At 65.7% G+C, this 16,974-nt stretch carries 18 protein-coding genes; 9 read left to right on the plus strand and 9 right to left on the minus strand.

Annotated elements, in window-relative coordinates; genetic code table 11:
- Positions 1–489: 489 nt before the first annotated feature.
- Positions 490–1,371 carry a DNA/RNA non-specific endonuclease gene (locus ABWV53_RS08515; RefSeq protein ID WP_353364870.1) on the plus strand — a complete coding sequence of 294 codons (882 nt, stop codon included), beginning with the start codon at positions 490–492 and terminating at the stop codon, positions 1,369–1,371.
- Between the two features lie 36 nt (positions 1,372–1,407).
- On the opposite strand, the gene phaR is transcribed toward ABWV53_RS08515, so the two are convergent.
- Positions 1,408–1,953, minus strand: a complete 546-nt coding sequence (gene phaR / locus ABWV53_RS08520; protein ID WP_353364872.1) for a polyhydroxyalkanoate synthesis repressor PhaR — start codon at positions 1,951–1,953, stop codon at positions 1,408–1,410.
- Between the two features lie 496 nt (positions 1,954–2,449).
- On the opposite strand from phaR, the gene ABWV53_RS08525 reads away from it, so the two are divergent.
- Complete coding sequence (locus ABWV53_RS08525) at positions 2,450–2,860, plus strand: hypothetical protein (RefSeq protein ID WP_353364874.1); 411 nt, start codon at positions 2,450–2,452, stop codon at positions 2,858–2,860.
- A 120-nt stretch (positions 2,861–2,980) separates the two neighbouring features.
- On the opposite strand, the gene ABWV53_RS08530 is transcribed toward ABWV53_RS08525, so the two are convergent.
- From ABWV53_RS08530 to ABWV53_RS08550, 5 genes are all read right to left on the minus strand, one after another.
- Entirely contained in the window at positions 2,981–4,276 is a 1,296-nt protein-coding gene (locus ABWV53_RS08530) for a TRAP transporter large permease (RefSeq protein ID WP_353364876.1), read from the minus strand.
- A 13-nt stretch (positions 4,277–4,289) separates the two neighbouring features.
- On the minus strand, positions 4,290–4,778 hold the full coding sequence (locus tag ABWV53_RS08535; RefSeq protein WP_353364878.1) for a TRAP transporter small permease: 489 nt from the start codon (positions 4,776–4,778) through the stop codon (positions 4,290–4,292).
- A 120-nt stretch (positions 4,779–4,898) separates the two neighbouring features.
- Positions 4,899–5,873, minus strand: coding sequence for a TRAP transporter substrate-binding protein (locus ABWV53_RS08540; RefSeq protein ID WP_353364880.1), 975 nt, complete (start codon positions 5,871–5,873; stop codon positions 4,899–4,901).
- A gap of 124 nt (positions 5,874–5,997) precedes the next feature.
- Positions 5,998–7,014 (minus strand): SMP-30/gluconolactonase/LRE family protein, encoded by a 1,017-nt coding sequence (locus tag ABWV53_RS08545; protein ID WP_353364882.1) that lies wholly within the window; start codon positions 7,012–7,014, stop codon positions 5,998–6,000.
- 7 nt (positions 7,015–7,021) lie between these two features.
- Complete coding sequence (locus tag ABWV53_RS08550; RefSeq protein WP_353364884.1) at positions 7,022–7,843, minus strand: NAD-dependent epimerase/dehydratase family protein; 822 nt, start codon at positions 7,841–7,843, stop codon at positions 7,022–7,024.
- A 62-nt stretch (positions 7,844–7,905) separates the two neighbouring features.
- Here ABWV53_RS08550 and ABWV53_RS08555 point away from each other — a divergent pair, with 62 nt between their 5' ends.
- The 7 genes from ABWV53_RS08555 to ABWV53_RS08585 all read left to right on the plus strand — a co-directional run bounded on the left by ABWV53_RS08555 (position 7,906) and on the right by ABWV53_RS08585 (position 14,351).
- The gene (locus ABWV53_RS08555; RefSeq protein WP_353364886.1) at positions 7,906–8,688 is read left to right on the plus strand and encodes a FadR/GntR family transcriptional regulator; all 783 of its coding nucleotides are present in this window, start codon (positions 7,906–7,908) and stop codon (positions 8,686–8,688) included.
- Between the two features lie 480 nt (positions 8,689–9,168).
- Entirely contained in the window at positions 9,169–10,143 is a 975-nt protein-coding gene (locus ABWV53_RS08560) for a Bug family tripartite tricarboxylate transporter substrate binding protein (RefSeq protein WP_353364888.1), read from the plus strand.
- Positions 10,144–10,392: 249 nt separating this feature from the next.
- Entirely contained in the window at positions 10,393–11,304 is a 912-nt protein-coding gene (kdgD, locus tag ABWV53_RS08565; protein WP_353364890.1) for a 5-dehydro-4-deoxyglucarate dehydratase, read from the plus strand.
- Between the two features lie 640 nt (positions 11,305–11,944).
- Positions 11,945–12,235, plus strand: coding sequence for a hypothetical protein (locus ABWV53_RS08570; RefSeq protein WP_353364892.1), 291 nt, complete (start codon positions 11,945–11,947; stop codon positions 12,233–12,235).
- Between the two features lie 734 nt (positions 12,236–12,969).
- Positions 12,970–13,401, plus strand: a complete 432-nt coding sequence (locus ABWV53_RS08575) for an IPTL-CTERM sorting domain-containing protein (protein WP_353366672.1) — start codon at positions 12,970–12,972, stop codon at positions 13,399–13,401.
- The gene (locus ABWV53_RS08580; protein WP_353366730.1) at positions 13,332–13,835 is read left to right on the plus strand and encodes a hypothetical protein; all 504 of its coding nucleotides are present in this window, start codon (positions 13,332–13,334) and stop codon (positions 13,833–13,835) included. Before ABWV53_RS08575 ends, ABWV53_RS08580 begins: the two co-directional genes overlap by 70 nt.
- Positions 13,836–13,988: 153 nt before the next feature.
- Positions 13,989–14,351: a response regulator transcription factor gene (locus tag ABWV53_RS08585; RefSeq protein ID WP_353364894.1), complete on the plus strand. Its 363-nt coding sequence runs from the start codon at positions 13,989–13,991 to the stop codon at positions 14,349–14,351.
- Positions 14,352–14,532: 181 nt separating this feature from the next.
- On the opposite strand, the gene ABWV53_RS08590 is transcribed toward ABWV53_RS08585, so the two are convergent.
- From ABWV53_RS08590 to ABWV53_RS08600, 3 genes are read right to left on the minus strand one after another with little or no spacing between them, the layout of a single operon-like run.
- On the minus strand, positions 14,533–15,429 hold the full coding sequence (locus ABWV53_RS08590; protein WP_353366673.1) for an LPD38 domain-containing protein: 897 nt from the start codon (positions 15,427–15,429) through the stop codon (positions 14,533–14,535).
- Positions 15,311–16,216, minus strand: coding sequence for a hypothetical protein (locus ABWV53_RS08595; RefSeq protein ID WP_353364896.1), 906 nt, complete (start codon positions 16,214–16,216; stop codon positions 15,311–15,313). Before ABWV53_RS08595 ends, ABWV53_RS08590 begins: the two co-directional genes overlap by 119 nt.
- Positions 16,153–16,974: a terminase large subunit gene (locus ABWV53_RS08600; protein ID WP_353364898.1), complete on the minus strand. Its 822-nt coding sequence runs from the start codon at positions 16,972–16,974 to the stop codon at positions 16,153–16,155. Before ABWV53_RS08600 ends, ABWV53_RS08595 begins: the two co-directional genes overlap by 64 nt.

Consider the following 16,974-nt stretch of genomic DNA (forward strand, 5'->3'; position numbering starts at 1 on the left):
GACGGGCACAGCCGATGGCGTCAGGGCAGCACGGCCCTACGCAGCGAGGTGGGCAGCGGAGCACGGGCCAGCGGCCGGACGACGGGCATCACGGTGCTGGGCGAGGGCTTGTAGTCCTGCCGCCAGCGAGACGTGGAATCGGGCGCGCTGGGGGAGGTTCCTGGCGGGGGTTGAAGCCGGTCGGATCGCAGCGGGATCGGTGCTTGTCGTAGAGGGGCTGGACCGGCTCTCACGCGCCGGGCCGATCCAGGCCCAGGCGCAACGGGCCCGATTGTAAATGCCGGCGTCACACCACGTCACTCGCGGGGTCCGGAACCCCTGCCGGGGGTGAGCGCGCCCTGGCTGCGGACCGCGTGCTCGCCTTGCGGTAGTTGGAGGGGCTGCTGCGATCTCCGCGCTGCACGAACGGGGCATGAAAGTGGGGTTTTCACGGCCGAAGGCGTATCGGAGCCGGCATTTCAAAGTTGTTGACAATTAGACTGCCAGCGCATGACTCCACCGCGCAAACGAAAACCGGCCCGCACATCGACCGCCCGCCCTGCCCCCCGTTCCACCCACGGCTTTCGCCGACTGTTCATCGCCGTGTTCACTGCCGGCGTGGTCGCCCTGCAGGCCACCAGCTGCGGCACCCCGCCCGGGGCCGGCCCCGCGCAGGCCCGGCCGCCCGCCGCGCCTTCCACTTCGACTTCCACTTCCGCTGCCACCACCAACGCCTTCGCTTCCTGCCCGCAGCACTTCGCCGGCGGCTTGGCACCGGTGACGCCGGCGGCCCCCTCGCTGCGCGCGCTGTGCTTCGACGCGTTCGCCGTGCTGCACAGCGGGGCCACGCGCACCCCCGTCTACGTAGCCGAGCGCCTGAACCGGCAGACCCTGCAGGCGGGCGATGGCTTGAAGCGCACGGACAGGTTCTATGCCGACGCGCGCCTGCCACGCGGCGAGCGGGCCGAGCTGGCCGACTACAAGGGCTCGGGCTGGTCCCGCGGCCACATGGCGCCGGCGGGCGACATGGGCACGCCCGAGGCGATGGCGCAGAGCTTCAGCCTGGCCAACATGGTCCCGCAGGACCCGAAGCAGAACGGCGGGCCCTGGGCCAAGATCGAGCAGGACACCCGGCGCTACGTGATGCGGGCGCGGGGCGACGTCTATGTCATCACGGGCCCCGTGTTCGCGCCGGGCGCGCAGCGCATCGGCCCGGGAGGCGTGGCCGTGCCCTCGCACCTCTTCAAGCTGGTGTTCGACCCTGCCACCGGCAAGCGCTGGGCGCACTGGCAGCAGAACGCGCCCACGGCCCAGGTGGGTCAGCCGATCAGCTACGCGGAGCTGGTGCAGAGAACCGGCATGCAGCTGTTGCCCGGCGAGCGGCCGGACTGAGTTTCTTGCCCCCGGCGGTGCACGGGGGGCCTACCTTCAGCGCTGCTTGATGCCGAAGGCGCCCAGCATCTGCTCGGTCTGCTTCTGCATCTGTTCCTGCACCTGCGTGAAGACGGCCTGGGACTGCTCGACGTAGCTGCCCATCATGCCCTTAAGCATGGGCGACTGCAGGTGCATGTACTTGCTCCACATCTCCGGCGTCATGACCTGGGACTGCTCGGTCATGCGGGCCTGAATTTCGGTGAAGGCCTGCACGTTCTTCTCGAGGTAGGCGCCCATGAAGCCCTGCATGGCATGGCCGTAGAAGCGGATGATGTTGGCCAGCACGGCCTCCGTGAACATGGGCGCCCCGCCGGCCTCTTCCTCGAGGATGATCTGCAGCAGGATGCTGCGCGTGAGGTCGTCGCCGGTCTTGGCGTCCCGCACGGCCACGGGCTCGCCGTCCATGACCAGCTGCTTGACCTCCGACAGCGTGATGTAGGTGGAGGTCGATGTGTCGTACAGGCGGCGGTTCGGGTACTTCTTGATCAGTCGCTGTGCGGTGGATGCCGCGGCGGCGGCCTGGTTGTCGTCTTCTGGCACAGCTAGCTCCTCAGGGCATGTCGCCCCATCAAATTGCGCTCCGGGCCATTCTAGGGAGTGCGCCGCTCGCCGCCGCGCAAGGATTACCCTGAGCGGCCTGCCTGCGCTCCCCGGGCGCCGGGCAGTGCCCCGGCAGGCCCGAGCCCGCGCGTGGCAGGCCTTTGATGCAGATCAAACAGCGTGCGTTCACGCCCATGGCGCAGCCCTTCCAGTTATAGGAAATACACGATTGCTTACCGATTCAGCAGCCATCGGCATTGGATGACCTCTATGTAAGACGGTTCTTACTATCCGCCGCGTGTCTGGGCCCGAGACTCGCTTACGGGCTGCAAAGGGGCAGTCCTTTCAAGACTTTCCACGGATCATCATCCATGGCCTCCCACAATACCGTCGTGTGCCATCCCCCTCAGGCGCGCTGACGGCGGACCAGGCCATCGGCTTCACGAATGCGAACACCATGGGAAACTATCCACTGCGAACCCGCCAGCAAAAAGGATTGCTACAGCAATTCACGCCTCTCGATCTTTCCCCTACATGGGATGACGGCGAGGTCATCAAGGTCCGTGGCGTGCGCGTCATCACGCTGTCCGGCCATGCCACCTATTCCGACCGCGACTACGTGTTGAACCAGGCCGTCGGTTGCATCGAGATCATCGGCAACCGCGTGGCCACGCGCGCGACGGTGCTGCTGATCGGCTTCACGCTGGCAGCGGAGTTGCCCGCCGCCACGTTCCACATCGGAGAAGACGAAGCCGTCGGCACCATGACGCTGCCGGCCAGCTGTCTGGGCGCGTACATCATGACGGCCAACAGCCCGGCCGCGTATTTCCGCATGGGCGGCGACGGTTCGCTGAACGCGCTGGCCACCGACGCTTCTTCCCTCAGGGTGCACGCGACCGCGGCCTGATCGGACACCGGTCCCCCAAACAGAAGGCCCAGTGAGACTGGGCCTTTTGCTTGGTGGATGCTGCGTTACGCGTGCAGGCTCAGCAGTGCCTGGACCGCCTACTGGCGCAGCGCGTGAACGTCACTTCACGACCATGAACAGGCTGGGCAGCCAGGTCGAAAAAGTCGGCACGAAGGTGACCAGCGCCAGCGCGAAGATCAGCGCGCCGTAGAAGGGCCAGATCGTGCGCATCACCGTGCCCACCGACACCCCGCCGATGGCGCACCCCACGAATTGCGTGGTGCCCACCGGCGGCGTGTTCAGCCCCAGCGCGCAGTTGACCAGCATCACGATGCCGAACTGCACCGCCGTCATGCCGTATTCCTGTGCGATCGGCAGGAAGATGGGCGTGCACAGCAGAATGGTGGCCGCCATGTCCAGGAAGGTGCCCAGCACGAACAGGATGATGTTGATGAGCAGGAAGATCATCCACGGCGTGGTCGTCACCTCCGCCAGCATCTTGCCCGTCAGCTCGGCCACGCCGTAGAGGCTGATGAGGTAGCCGAAGGTGCTGGAGATGCCGATCAGCAGCAGGATCACGCCGGTGGTGCGCACCGCCTTCGACGCCGCCTTGATGAAGTGCTCCCACTTGAGCGTGCGGTAGAGGAAGATCGTCAGGCCCAGCGCATACAGCACGGCCACGGCGGCGGACTCGGTCGCGGTGAAGATGCCCGAGAGAATGCCCCCCAGGATCAGCACCACGATGAAAAGCCCCGGCAGCGCCGCCGCGAACGAGCGGGCCACGATGTGCCAGCCGGGAAAGGTGCCTTTCGGGTAGCCGCGCTTGACCGCCACCAGGTAGGCCGCCGCCAGGTTGCTGACGGTGAGCACCAGGGCAGGCACCAGGGCCGCCAGGATCAGTGCCGCGATGGACACTTTGCCGCCCGCCGCCAGCGCGTAGATGATGAGGTTGTGGCTGGTGGGCATGAGCGCGCCGACCAGCGCCGCGTGCGTGGTCACGTTGACGGCGTAGTCGGCGTGGTAGCCCTCCTTCTTCATCATCGGGATCATCACCGCGCCCATGGCCGACACGTCCGCCACCGGCGAGCCGGAGACGCCGCCGAACAGCGTGCAGGCCACCACGTTGGACATGCCCAGCCCGCCGCGCACGTGGCCGATCAGCGCCCGCGCGAAGTTGACGATGCGGTCGGCGATGCCGCCGTAGAGCATGAGCTCGCCGGCGAAGATGAAGAACGGGATCGCAAGGAACGAGAAGATGCCCATGCCGGAGGTCATCTGCTGGAAGCCGACCTCGAGCGGCAGGCCTTCGTAGAGCAGCGTGGCCAGGGCCGACAGCCCGATGGAAAACGCCACCGGCACGCCCAGCAGCAGGAAGACCGTGAAGGACAGGCTCAGGATCAAGAGTGGAATGGTCATGGCTTGTCTCGCTTCAGCCCCAGGCGGGCTCGACCTCGCGGCCTTGCGCCAGCGCGATGATGTGTTCGATGGAGAACATCACGATGAGAACGCCGGCGATCGCCGCCGGCACGTATTTCCAGCCCTCGGAGATCCACAGCGTGGGCAGGCGGTAGCTCCACACCGACTCGGCGAGCGAGGCGCAGCTCCAGGCCATGACGGCGCCGAAGACGAGGATCAGCGCATGGATGAGGTATTCCATCTTCAGCCGCAGCCAGTCCGGCGCCAGCACCAGGAACGACTCCAGCCCGATGTGGCCGGCGTCCCGCACGCCCACCGCCACGCCGAACATGGTGACGTAGAGCACCAGCAGCAGGGCGAGGCTTTCCGCCCAGGTCGGCGTGTTGTTCAGCACGTAGCGGCCGAACACCTGCCAGCTCACCGCGCAGATGACGGCGACCAGGCCGATGATGCCCAGCCACATGCACGCACGCGCCAGGGCGCGGCACAGTCTTGTGTACATAGTTTTTTTAGGTGAAATAGGCCACCAGCGCCCGTGTATCAAGCGCCTGTAGCTATGAACTCAGGAGCAATCAACCTGGCGACGCGTCTGCGCAAGACGCGCCACCGGGCTGCCGCGACATCACTTCGTGTCCTGCACCCGCTTGACCAGGTCCTTCAACTTGGCGTCGGTGATGAACTTGTCGTACACCGGCTTCATCGCGGCCTGGAACGGGGCCTTGTCGATCTCGATGATCTCTGCGCCGCCGGCCTTCACCGTGGCCAGCGACTTCACTTCGCGCTCGGCCCATTGCTTGCGCATGTAGGGCACCGACTCCTTGGCGGCCTGGCGGATCCAGCCCTGCTCCTCTGGCGAGAGGCGGTCCCAGGCGCGCTTGGAAAAGAGCAGCATCTCGGGCGCCATCGAATGCTCGGTCTTGGTGTAGTACTTGGCGACCTCGAAGGCGCGGGCGCTCTCGTAGGTGGGGTAGTTGTTCTCGGCCGCGTCGATGAGGCCGGTCTTCAGCCCGGTGTAGACCTCGCCCATGGGCATGGGCGTGGCGTTGGCGCCCATTGCCTCGATCATGCTCACCCACAGGTCGGACTGCTGCACGCGCACCTTCAGTCCCTTCATGTCGGCGAAGCTGCGCACCGGCTTCTTGGCCGTGAATATGGAACGGGCGCCGCTGTCGTAGAACGCCAGGCCGACGAAGCCCTGCTTCTCGCAGCTCTTCAGGATCTCTTCGCCGATGGGGCCGTCCAGCACCTTGTGCAGGTGATCGACCGAGCGGAACAGGAACGGCATGGTCGGCACCTGGGTTTCGGCGCAGATGTTGTTCATGGGCGCGATGTTCACGCGCACCATCTGCAGCGCGCCGATCTTGGCCTGCTCGATCGTGTCCTTCTCGTTGCCCAGGGCGCTGTTGTTGAACACCTTGATGGAATGCTTGCCGCCGGAAAGCGCCTTGAGCCGTTCGCCCATGAACTTCACCGCGGTGACCGTGGGGTAGTCGTCGGGGTGGATGTCGGCCGAGCGGAACTCGGTGGCGCCGGCGCCGAACGCGCACAGGCTCGCGGCGATGGCCGCCAGGGTGGCCTTGAAAGTCGATGGCTTCATGGTGTTTGCCTCTGCTCTTGTGGAGTCGTTGGAAGGAATGGGAGTGCGTCGGTCCGTGCGGTACGAGGAAGGGGGTTCCGCGCGGCTGCGAAAAACGATGGCGGGTGGACGGGTGCGCCGCGGCTCAGCCCGCGAACCGGAACGCGGGCTCCGGCATGCCCTGCACGCCCGGCCGCAGAGCGAACACGCCGCCTGCGAGCGGTTGGTCGGACAGGTCGATGCCGCCGGGGCGGATGGACGTGACGTAGAGCGTGTCCATCGATGCGCCGCCGAAGGCGCACATCGCGGGCTTCTTCACCGGCACGGCCAGCGATCGGTCGAGCCGGCCGTCCGGGGTGAAGCGGTGCACCAGGCCGGCGTCGTTGCCGCAGATCCAGTAGCCGCCGCCCACGTCCACCGCCGCGCCGTCGGGCCGGCCGGGCAGCGGCGCCATGTCGGCGAAGAGGCGCTGGCGGTGCGGCGTTCCGGTGTCGGTGTCGTAGTCGAACGCCCAGATGGCCTGCACCTGCGGATGCGAGTCCGACAGGTACATGGTGCGGCCGTCGGGGCTGAAGGCGATGCCGTTGGGCACGATGAGTTCGCCCAGCGCCAGGTCGGTCAGCCGGCCGCTCGCGGCTTCCTCGGGGCCCCAGCGGTAGACGCGGCCCACGCGGGCGGCCGCGCCCATGTCCTGCAGCATGGTGCCGGCGATGAAGCGGCCCTGGCGGTCGCAGCGGCCGTCGTTGAAGCGCATGCCGTCACGGGCATGGGGCGCTGCGGCCAGTCGCCGGGCCGTCACCGGCAGGTCGTCGGTGGCGCCCGCTTCGGGCAGGTCCAGCAGGAAGACACCGGTTTCCAGCCCGGCGATCCAGCGGTCGGCAGAGCCGCCCTCGGCCGCGGCCATGCAGGCCACCATTTCGGGCGTGCGCCAGCGGCGGTGAACGCCCCGGCGCGCATCGGGGCCGGCCGCGTCGGGCCCGGCCTCCCGGCGCGGGGAGGACTGCGTGGCATCGCGGTCCAGGGACCAGCGGTGCAAAACGCGGGCGGGAATGTCGGTCCAGTAGAGTGCCTGGGCCTGCGCCCGCCAGACGGGGCTTTCGCCCGTGGCGCAACGCGCGTCCAGCACCAGTTCCGCGTCGGGGGCGGCGGCGAGGGGCGGCATGCTCGCTTCAGCCTTCGAATGGGCCCTGGGCGGTGAATGCGCCGCCCTGGTAGACGGCGGCCGGGTCGTCGGCCGCGGGTGCGGGGCGGGCCTCGACCTGGGCGCGGAAGCGCTCGGAGCTGTCCTGGGGCTGGTAGCCCAGATGCGCGGCCGCATGGTTGTCCCACCACAGGTCGCGGTTGCCTGAGGCACCGAACACGACGGTGTGCCCGACGTGGGGCGTGAACAGCGCCTTGCCGACCAGTTGCGTCAGGTCGTCGTAGCTGAGCCAGGTGCTCATCATGCGGCGGTCCTTCGGCTCCGGGAACGACGAGCCGATGCGCAGGCTGACGGTTTCGATGCCGTAGCGGTCGAAGTAGAAGCTGGCCATGTCTTCACCGAACGACTTGGACAGTCCGTAGTAGCCGTCGGGCCGGCGGCGGGCGTTCGCATCGATGCGCTCGGTCTGGCGGTAGAAGCCGATGACGTGGTTGGAGCTGGCAAACACCACCCGGCGCACGCCATGCCGCCGGGCGGCTTCGTAGATGTGGAAGACGCCCTTGATGTTCGCCTCCAGGATCTCCTCGAAAGGCCGCTCCACCGACACGCCGCCCAGGTGCACGATGGCGTCGCAGCCCTGCACGAGCGCGTCGACCGCCGCCTTGTCGGCGAGGTCGCAAGGGACGATTTCTTCGGTGCCGGCGCCCGCCCCCGCTGCGGGCTGGATGGGCGCGATGTCGGAGAGGCGGACGATGTCCGCGAAAGCGCCCAGGCGCTCGCGCAGGACGGCACCGAGGCCGCCGGCAGCGCCGGTCAGCAGGAGGCGGTGAACACGGGAGGTGGAATTCATGGCACGGATTCGGCGTTCTGTTATATGTTGTCGTACAACGTGAGGGGGATTATCATCAGACGATGAGCACGCTGCCAAAGGGATTACCCGCATACGCTTCAGACGCTGTCGCCCTGGCGTCTGCGCCCCTGCCCGCCCGGCGTGTAAGGGGGTTGGCCAACGTGCTGGTCGACCACTTCTGCGCGCAGGTGCGCGACCGGGTGTTGAGCCCGGGCGACAAGCTGCCTACCGAATCGGAGCTGATGCGGGTGCACGACGTGAGCCGCACGGTGGTGCGCGAGGCGCTTTCCAAGCTGCAGGCCGCTGGCTTGGTCGAAACCCGCCACGGCATCGGCACCTTCGTGCTGCCGCCCCGGGCGGGCGGTGTGTTCCGGCTCGATCCGTCGGAGCTGGCCGCGTCGGTCGACGTGCTGGCGGTGCTGGAGTTGCGCATCAGCCTGGAGACCGAGTCCGCGGGGCTGGCGGCCCAGCGCCGCACCGAGGAACACCTGCAGGCCATGCGCAGCGCGCTGGACGACTTCGCCCGCAGCATGGCCGAGGGCGGGGATGCGGTGACGCACGACTTCCGCTTTCACCTGCAGATCGCGCAGGCGACCGGAAACCCCTACTTCGCCGACATCATGAACCACCTGGGCACGACGCTGATTCCGCGCACCCGGATCGCGGCGATCCGCAACGCCCCGCCCGAGGACGCCTACCTGCACCGCGTCAACCGCGAGCACGAGGAGATCTTCATGGCCATCGCGCGGCAAGACCCCGAGTCCGCCCGCGCGGCCATGCGCATTCACCTGACCAACAGCCGCGAGCGACTGCGCTTGGCGCAGCAGGCGGCCAAGGCAGGCTGACCCCGCGAGACGCGAAGGGGGAACGAGCCGGCTGCGGCAAGGTCCGCCCGCAACGGGTCGCACGTTGGAACCCGCACGGCGCCGCGCACCTGACCCCGGGCCCCGGTCAGCGATGGCCATTCCCGGAGCGTCGATTACGGGCCTGCTACAAGCGAAGGCGTGTCGGCACCTCATGCGTCAGTGCCTGGCCGCCTGTGCAGGCGAGGCCGATGTGGGCAGTCGCACCGCCGCGCTGGGATAGCGCCCGCTTTCCGCGCTGACGTCGGCTTTCCAACCCCTTCCTATGTACTCAAAAGTGCCTCTTGCGCAAGCGGCATAAGGTTTTGATGCTATCAATTACATAGCATTTCTCGAGCGATGACCAGTCGGCTCCCAGCGGCGTGCACCCATTCCATCGCTGGCCGTCTGCCATGACAGCCTATTGCGTCGCCCAAATTTTTGGTTGTATGATGACCTACAACCTAAGTTTGGAGACATCGAATGACTTTCAACCGCCGTTCGGCCCTGCTCGGCGTGGCCGCCCTCCTGTCCGCCACCACTACCGCTCTCGCGCAACCCGCGGCCTGGCCTGCCAAGCCCATCCGCCTGATCGTTCCGTACCCACCGGGAGGCAGCTCGGACATCATCGCGCGCTCCATCAGCCAGCCGCTGTCGGAGCTGCTCAAGCAGCCGGTGATCGTGGAGAACAAGCCGGGCGCCAATGGCAACCTGGGCGCAGACTTCGTGGCCAAGGCGCCCGCGGATGGCTACAGCGTGCTGCTGTGCGACGTCGGCGCGCTGGCGATCAGCCCCTCGGTCTACACCAAGCTGCAGTTCAACCCCTCGACGGACCTGCGCGGCGTGACCATGCTGGCCTATTCCCCGCACCTGCTGGTGGTGCATCCGTCGGTGAAGGCCAACAATCTGAAGGAATTGATCGCCCTGTCCAAGACGGAGGATCTGAACTTCGCCGTCACGGCCACGGGCAGCGCCCCGCATCTGGCCGGCGTGGCGCTGGAACGCGCCAGCGGCGCGAAGTGGCAGTATGTGCCCTACAAGGGCGGTGTGACCGCCATCCAGGACACCGTCGCCGGCCAGACGCAGATCCTGATGAACGGCATGCTGGCCACCCTGCCCCACGTGCAGAGCGGCAAGCTGAAGGTGCTGGGCGTGTCGAAAGCCACCCGCATGCCGCTGATCGGCGATGTGCCGACGATCGCCGAACAAGGCGTCACCGGCTTCGATTCGGGCACCTGGCAAGGCATTCTGGTGCCCAAGGGCACGCCGGATGCGGTGGTGCAGCAACTGAACAAGGCCCTCATCACCGTGATCCGCTCGGCCGACATCCGCTCCCGCCTCGCGGGCCAGGGCGCCGAGGTCGTCACGATGACGCCCGCCGAACAAGACCAGTTCTTTGCCAAGGAACGCGCCCGCTGGGCCGCAGTGGTGCAGGCCGCCAACATCCGGCTCGATTGAGACGACTCCATGCCGAGGGGGGAGCGGCCAGGGCGGAGAGCTTCACGACCTGCGCGCCGCTCCTCTTCGCCTCTTTTTGCCCACCCGCGCCACCCATATCAATCCATGCCGCAAAGACCGCTTCGGCTAAACCCGTCGAAACCGAGGCGCGGGACATGAGAGCCCCTCGACAAGCTCCAGGCGAACGCGTTCACTGACTGGCATCCACCCACGCCCATCTTTTTCCTTCAACCACTCCAGAGCGCAGCCATGCAACCTCAAGAACTCAAGACCATCATGGGCTCCGGCCTGCTGTCCTTCCCCGTCACCGACTTCGACGCCCAGGGCGAATTCAACGCGAAGTCGTATGCCGCCCGCCTTGAGTGGCTGGCCCCCTACGGCGCCAGCGCGCTGTTCGCTGCAGGCGGCACGGGAGAATACTTCTCGCTCGCGGGTGAGGAATACAGCCAGGTCGTGAAGACGGCGGTGGACACCTGCCGCGGCAAGGTGCCGATCATCGCCGGCGCCGGCGGCCCCACCCGCACCGCCATCGCCCACGCGCAGGAGGCTGAACGCCTGGGCGCGCACGGCATCCTGCTACTGCCCCACTACCTGACCGAGGCGGGCCAGGAAGGCCTGATCGAGCATGTCGCCCAGGTGTGCAACAGCGTGAAGTTCGGCGTCATCGTCTACAACCGCGACCGCACCAAGCTCACGCCCAACTCGCTGGCGATCCTGGCCGACCGCTGCCCCAACCTGATCGGCTTCAAGGACGGCGTCGGCAACATCGAAACCATGTCCTCGATCTTCATGAAGATGGGCGACCGCTTCTCCTACCTGGGCGGCCTGCCCACGGCCGAGGTCTACGCGGCCGCCTACAAGGCGCTGGGCACGCCGGTGTATTCGTCCGCCGTCTTCAATTTCATCCCGAAGACCGCCATGGAGTTCTACAAGGCAGTGGCCGCCGATGACCTGACCACGCAGCACCGCCTGCTGCGCGAGTTCTTCATGCCCTACCTCGACATCCGCAATCGCGTGGAAGGCTACGGCGTCAGCATCATCAAGGCCGGCGCCAAGATCGTCGGCCACGACGCCGGCCCGGTTCGCGCGCCCCTCTCCAATCTGAAGCCATCGGAGATGGAAGAGCTGAAGGCGCTGATCGACAAGCTCGGCCCGCAGTAAGCCGGCACCGGAACCAGTGCAGGCGCGTTGAGAAAAGCCCGTTCGGACTGAGCCTGGCCTGCCCTCAGCTTGCCGAAGGGTCGACGCCGGTGCAGATGACTTGCAGGCCCCGGGGCGAACGGAGTCAACCGACTGGCAAACGGCATCGGGGCGGTTGGAGCGCCGAGACCACGTCCGGCCTTTTCAGTCGGCGCCACTGTGGAGCACCGGGGCATGCCGACGGCGCCACCGACGGCAGCACGCAGTTCGTAGCCCGCATCGAGCCCCGGGCGCAACGACAAGGCAAAGAAAAACCGCCACACCCTGAAACCAGAGTGTGGCGGTGTCTTGAGTGGTGGAGCTGGCGGGAATTGAACCCGCGGGCAATCTAGGATTGGCGCGGGTTGCGGCCCTTCGGTGTGAATTCGGTGTGAGCAGAGCCCCCTTTCCAGGCGGGTCACGGCCAATCTGTGCCAACCAACCACCAGCCGTCTGGAAACACTTTTCGAGCTGTCCTGCCACCCGTGCCGCACAGCAGCAGCCATCCACCCCGGCGCCAGCACTGGCGCACGCGCGGTGCAGTCGGCGCCCCCTGGAGAACAGCCTCGCGCTGCGTTGGCCCAATCCGCACTCACGGTTCACGTCGCCGGACAATACGGGCATGCGTCACCACATTTACGAACATCTCGTCCAGGCACTCCAGGCGCACTGGAAGGCTCACGCCAATGCATACCCGCAGAAGTTCGTGCTGAGCCCCGAGCAGCTGAAGGTGCTGGACGAAGCCCGCGATGCGCTCGGTGTAGCCATCACCGGAAAGTCCGTTCCGCGCGGCAGTCCGTTCATGGACGTGCCGATCGAAGTCAGTGCGGCCAGCGTCGGGGAAATGATCGCGCACGACGGAACCAGCTCTCCGCTTGACGAGTACCGGCTGCATGGAGCGGGCAAGAACTGAGACCATCCGTTAAGGCGGTGCCGTGGCTTGCGGCGGCAACCGTTGCCGTGATGGGAAGCGATGTGGAGGCCGGGTCGGTCAGAAGCGGCCGGCTGGCTCGGGTTGATGGGAGCCCGGCACGCCTCGAGCGCTGCCAGCGGCTGCCCCTCATACCCTTCGCGCCGCCTGATCTCCGCCATCGCCGCGGGGAAGGTCACCCAGTGATGCGCTCTGCTGAGATGAGCAGGGCTTGCCCTTTCCTGCGCCTGCGCAAACAGAACTACACTGCCGCACCCCCATCACGACGGCTATAGAACGCTATGCATCATCGGTTCCCTCAACGAGGCTTTGCGCGTTGCATAGCGTTTGCTACCCTTCTCGCCAGCGCTGCTGCCGCTCACGCCGCCCACACGCTTTACGTGTACCAAAGCGGCCCCGACGTCATCGCCCAAGGCAGCGGCCCGATCAATACAGCTGGGATCACGCTTTTCGGGAACACTGGCACCTACATTCCCGATGTCCAGCCCAATGTCGGCCGCATCGCTATTGGCACTACCACTTCCACGCAATGGCAAGGGATAAGTGGTCCTGCGACCTTCGGTTCGGGAGTTCGAACCTCCACCAGTTCGGTCACAGGCGATTTCGTCGGCATCGTCGGCGTGAATAGCTCAATCCGGCTCCCTGACGGCTACGTCTCAGGCACACCTCTCCAGAACTCAGCTCGCTGGAGTGGGCAGACACTGACCTCGCTAGGCATGACACTCGGTACGTACACGTACACATGGGGATCCGGGCCAACCAGTGACAGTTACACGCTGGTGATCGGATCAGCCCCGCCGCAGACCATCACTTTCAACGCGCCTGCGACGCAGACTCTGGGCGCTAGGCCAACAGTCACAGCCACCGCTAGCTCTGGGCTTCCTGTATCGTTTACTTCCGCTACGCCCACCGTTTGCACTGTCACGACCGCCGGGGTAGTCACGCTGCTGAATACCGGCACTTGCACCATCAATGCTGATCAGGCTGGTGATGGGTCGTTCCCTGCCGCTCCACGGGTTCAAGGCAGCTTCGCGGTGGCAGCTGCGCCCACGCCCGTAAGCGTTCCTACGCTCTCTCAGTGGGGACTGTTCTTGATGTCGCTTATGGTGGCGGGCTTCGGCGTCGCAGTGAACCGGCGACGGGGCTGATCGCACGATATGCCGGGACCCGCCTCTTAGCGGGCCTTTTTCTTTGCGGGCTTTTTAGGGCTGCAAAAAAATTCTCGCCGGCACTGTCAGCTACGCAGCAACCGGGAAGTGTGATTGCACTGGCAGCGGACCCTGCTGCTCGGCTGCTGCTATGCGGGCTTCGTATTGCTCGCATCGGCCGCTCGAAGCAGGTCGGTAGCGCGCTCGAGTGCGTCAGCCGTTTCAGCCAACTGCTGGCTGATCTCATCAGTGCGCTCTACAGCTGCCAGAACATCAGGATGTGCCTGAGGCTCAGCGACGTGGGTGGTGAGTACGGCGTGCACGACGTCAAGTCCGTCCGACGCAGCTTTAATCTGGTCTACAGCGTCTGTATTTTGGCTGATCGCTTGCGCTATCGCCGGGATGCTTGGTTGAGTCATTTCCATCGAATCTGAGTCAGTTGCCCAGTGAGCTTAATACAACTGTTTTGCGCCTCGGCGCTGTGACCTACAAGAAAACTGGGTGGGTCAGGCCAAATGCTTTGGATGCAGACATCCTCCACACTCACCAGCTCGAGGGGTGCTCCAGCGCCAATTAGAGCAATTCTCGTGGAGGACAGCCAAGTAATTCGTGACAGCTTAATCCAGACCCTCGCCGAGCTAGCCAACACCGAGGTTGTGGCCTGGGCCACTAATCCAGTTGACGCTGAGCAGGCCCTCACGGAGTGGCACGGGCAATGGGAGTTGATCGTGATCGACCTCTTCCTCGCTTCTGGAACAGGGCTAGACGTTCTCAAAAAAATCAGGCCAAGAGAGCCTTACCAGAAGGCTTTCGTCCTCAGCAATTACGCAACCGCCGACATGCGCAGACGGTGCTTCGAGTTGAGTGCGGATGGCGTCTTCGACAAGTCGACGGAGATCGAGATGTTCCTTGACCGGTGCGGCGCGATTGACCGGAAGTTTTCAGGCTAGACGTCATCTTAGTTCCTGCGGCCAACGCGCTGGCTTCGCCTTGACGGCTCACACTCCCGCCACACGCGGGTCGCTCTTGCGCTGGCTGCTTAAGCTGGTGCCCAGCCAGTACGCACCCGCCACGCCGCTAGCACCATGTTGGCCGCCACCGCCAGCATGCGCCTCGTAATCGGTGGGTCCTTTAGTACCGCTGATGCGCTGACAGAGCGTCTTCCACCGCCTGGTTTAGTAGATACATGCTCTGCTCGATCTGAGCATTGACCTCCTTCACCAGCGCCCGCTTGTCGAGGCTGTCTCCCTTCTGGATCTGCCGGCGCATCTTCACCAGGTCGGACACCCGCTTGTCCAGCACATTGGCCGGGCCGTCCACCTTCGCCAGTGGCACATCCAGCAGAACCGCTTCAGCATCCTCTCCCTGTTGCACCCGGCCCTTGGCTTCCGCCATACTCGTGTTCATCCGCTTCAGGTTCTCGTAGTAGGCGGTGCTCTGCCCGTTGACGCCGCGCGTGTTGCCGTAGAACCGCCCCGCCAGGGTGATCTGGTGCGGCGCCAGCTCCTCGCCTGTTGCCAGGGAGGTTGCCATGTTGGCGGCCTTGGTCGCCTCGCGCCCGACGCCGCCTGTGAGCTGACCAAAAAGGTACTCGATGGCGTCAGGATTCAGGTCCACCCGGCCCGGACGCCATTCGTTTCCGCCCGTGGCCAGATTGACGTAGTAGGCGATCCCCCGGGCGACAGGCGTCACCGAATCCTTGCCCATCGTGTGTCCAGGCTTCGGGTCTAGCGCGCTGCGCTGCTCCTTATAGATCGGCTTGCCCGTCCAGTCTTTGTTCTCCATCAGCGCCACCACGGGGTCGAACGGCGTGGGCGTCAGCATCTGCATGATGTTGTCGGCCCCGCCCAGCGGGTTGTACGCGTTCAGGGCGATCAGCGCCATGTCGGCCAGGTGCCCGGCCCGGTTCTTAGTCGGATCGTCGTGCATGGCGAACTCCACCAGCTTGCGGCCAATGTTGGGGAAGACGTGGAACCCCAGCGGCATGGGGATGGCCACGTAGTCCTGCCGGCTCAGCGGGATGATGATGCTGCGCTCCTTCACGAAGTCCGGAATCTTCTTCCACTCGTCGTCCGCTCCGCCGCCTCCCATGATGAGTGCGCCCGCCATACCGGACAGCAGTCCCAGTGCGACGCCGCCCATCATGATCTTGCGCCCAGCCGGCCCTGTCAGCGTCTCCAGCATGCGCTTGTTTCCCTGGATGGCTGCACTCAGGAAAGCGTAGTAGCTGCCCGCGACCGACGTGTTGCGCCCTTTGCGGTTGAAGTTCCTCGATGCGCGGCAGCACCTCGAAGTCGTCATTGGGCAGCAGCTCCTCCAGCATCTCTTTGGTGGACCGGTTGCCGCGGTCGTTCAGCCGCTGATGGTCGGCATCGTGCGGAAGGAAGTGGGTGCCGTAGAGATAGCCCTTGGCGCGCAGCTGGCGGGCGTACTCGCGCAGGTCCTCGCCGTGCGCCTCGAAGTAGTCGATGAAGCGGTCCTCGCCGGCGATGGTCTGCATGAACCAGATGGCCGTGCCGTCGCTGTTGCCGATGTCCCAGAAGGTGTGCACCGGCTCGTCCGCCACGGGAACGGTGCGGATGCCGCCCCGCTTGCGCACCTCGGCCATGTTCTGCGAGTAGTAATGACCTTCGGTGCTGATCTGGAAGGCCTCGGCCGGCGTGGAGGGGTATTCCTGCCACATCTTCTCCTCGGCGCCGCTGAAGTCCGCCTCGCGTGTCGACAAGTACCAGGTGCGCTGCTCGTCATCGATCACGCAGGACATCGCGCCTTCGATCTCATCGAAGTAGTCGTGGTCCCGGTCCAGCAGCTCCACTGCCCCCACGGCAGCCGGTACTTGGGCTCCTGCCACCAGGCATAGAAGTGGAATCGGTAGTCCTTGGGCGTCAGCTCGGCCTTCGACTGGTGCTGCGCTTGGCTGCGCTGGGTCATCGCGAAGAACGCGCCATCGCGCCCCTCTGCAGTGGACTCGATCACGAGGATGCCGGTCGTAGGCACCGCCGGGATGGAGCCGGTGACCACTTCCTGCGCCTTGTCCGGAAACTTCGCGCAGATCTTCCCGAACTCGGAGACGTGCAGCCGGTAGATGGTGCCGCCGCGGAGCGACGTGGCCACGCGCACGCTGCTGTTGTTGTGGCCGAAGAGCAGCTCGCTCGCACTGTCGCGCGCCAGCGGGAAGCGCTCGCGCAGCACCTCGGGCAGGTTCTGATACGCGAACTTCACCTTGTCGCGGAAGATGGTTTCGGCCGCTTCCCTGTCCTGCGCCACGATGCCGCAGCGCTGGTCCGCATTGAACAGCGCGTGATCCAGCCACATGACGGCGATCAACCTGGTGAACCCGAGCTGGCGGGCCTTCAGGATCAGGTTGTGGTGCCAGAGCCGCAGGATGAACCGCCGCTGGGCCCGGTTGGGCTTGAACGGCAGCACCGCCGCCTCCTCGTCGCCGTCGCCCTTGACCATGATCTTGTAGAGCGCCCCGCTGAAGAGGCGCCACTGTGGATCGGCCAGGCACGCCGCCATGTCAGCATCGATCGCCGGCACGAAGTCGTGCGGGATGCTCTTGCGCTGAGCCAC

Source organism: Acidovorax sp. FG27, from assembly GCF_040365715.1.
In the GTDB taxonomy this organism is placed as follows: domain Bacteria; phylum Pseudomonadota; class Gammaproteobacteria; order Burkholderiales; family Burkholderiaceae_C; genus Paracidovorax.

Coding starts and splice junctions, on each gene's coding strand:
- ABWV53_RS08555 (WP_353364886.1), top strand. CDS start 7,906: ATGAGCACGCTGCCAAAGGGATTACCCGCATACGCTTCAGACGCTGTC.
- ABWV53_RS08560 (WP_353364888.1), top strand. CDS start 9,169: ATGACTTTCAACCGCCGTTCGGCCCTGCTCGGCGTGGCCGCCCTCCTG.
- ABWV53_RS08545 (WP_353364882.1), bottom strand. CDS start 7,014: ATGCCGCCCCTCGCCGCCGCCCCCGACGCGGAACTGGTGCTGGACGCG.
- ABWV53_RS08570 (WP_353364892.1), top strand. CDS start 11,945: ATGCGTCACCACATTTACGAACATCTCGTCCAGGCACTCCAGGCGCAC.
- ABWV53_RS08540 (WP_353364880.1), bottom strand. CDS start 5,873: ATGAAGCCATCGACTTTCAAGGCCACCCTGGCGGCCATCGCCGCGAGC.
- ABWV53_RS08535 (WP_353364878.1), bottom strand. CDS start 4,778: ATGTACACAAGACTGTGCCGCGCCCTGGCGCGTGCGTGCATGTGGCTG.
- ABWV53_RS08550 (WP_353364884.1), bottom strand. CDS start 7,843: ATGAATTCCACCTCCCGTGTTCACCGCCTCCTGCTGACCGGCGCTGCC.
- ABWV53_RS08530 (WP_353364876.1), bottom strand. CDS start 4,276: ATGACCATTCCACTCTTGATCCTGAGCCTGTCCTTCACGGTCTTCCTG.
- ABWV53_RS08515 (WP_353364870.1), top strand. CDS start 490: ATGACTCCACCGCGCAAACGAAAACCGGCCCGCACATCGACCGCCCGC.
- ABWV53_RS08575 (WP_353366672.1), top strand. CDS start 12,970: ATGACACTCGGTACGTACACGTACACATGGGGATCCGGGCCAACCAGT.
- kdgD (WP_353364890.1), top strand. CDS start 10,393: ATGCAACCTCAAGAACTCAAGACCATCATGGGCTCCGGCCTGCTGTCC.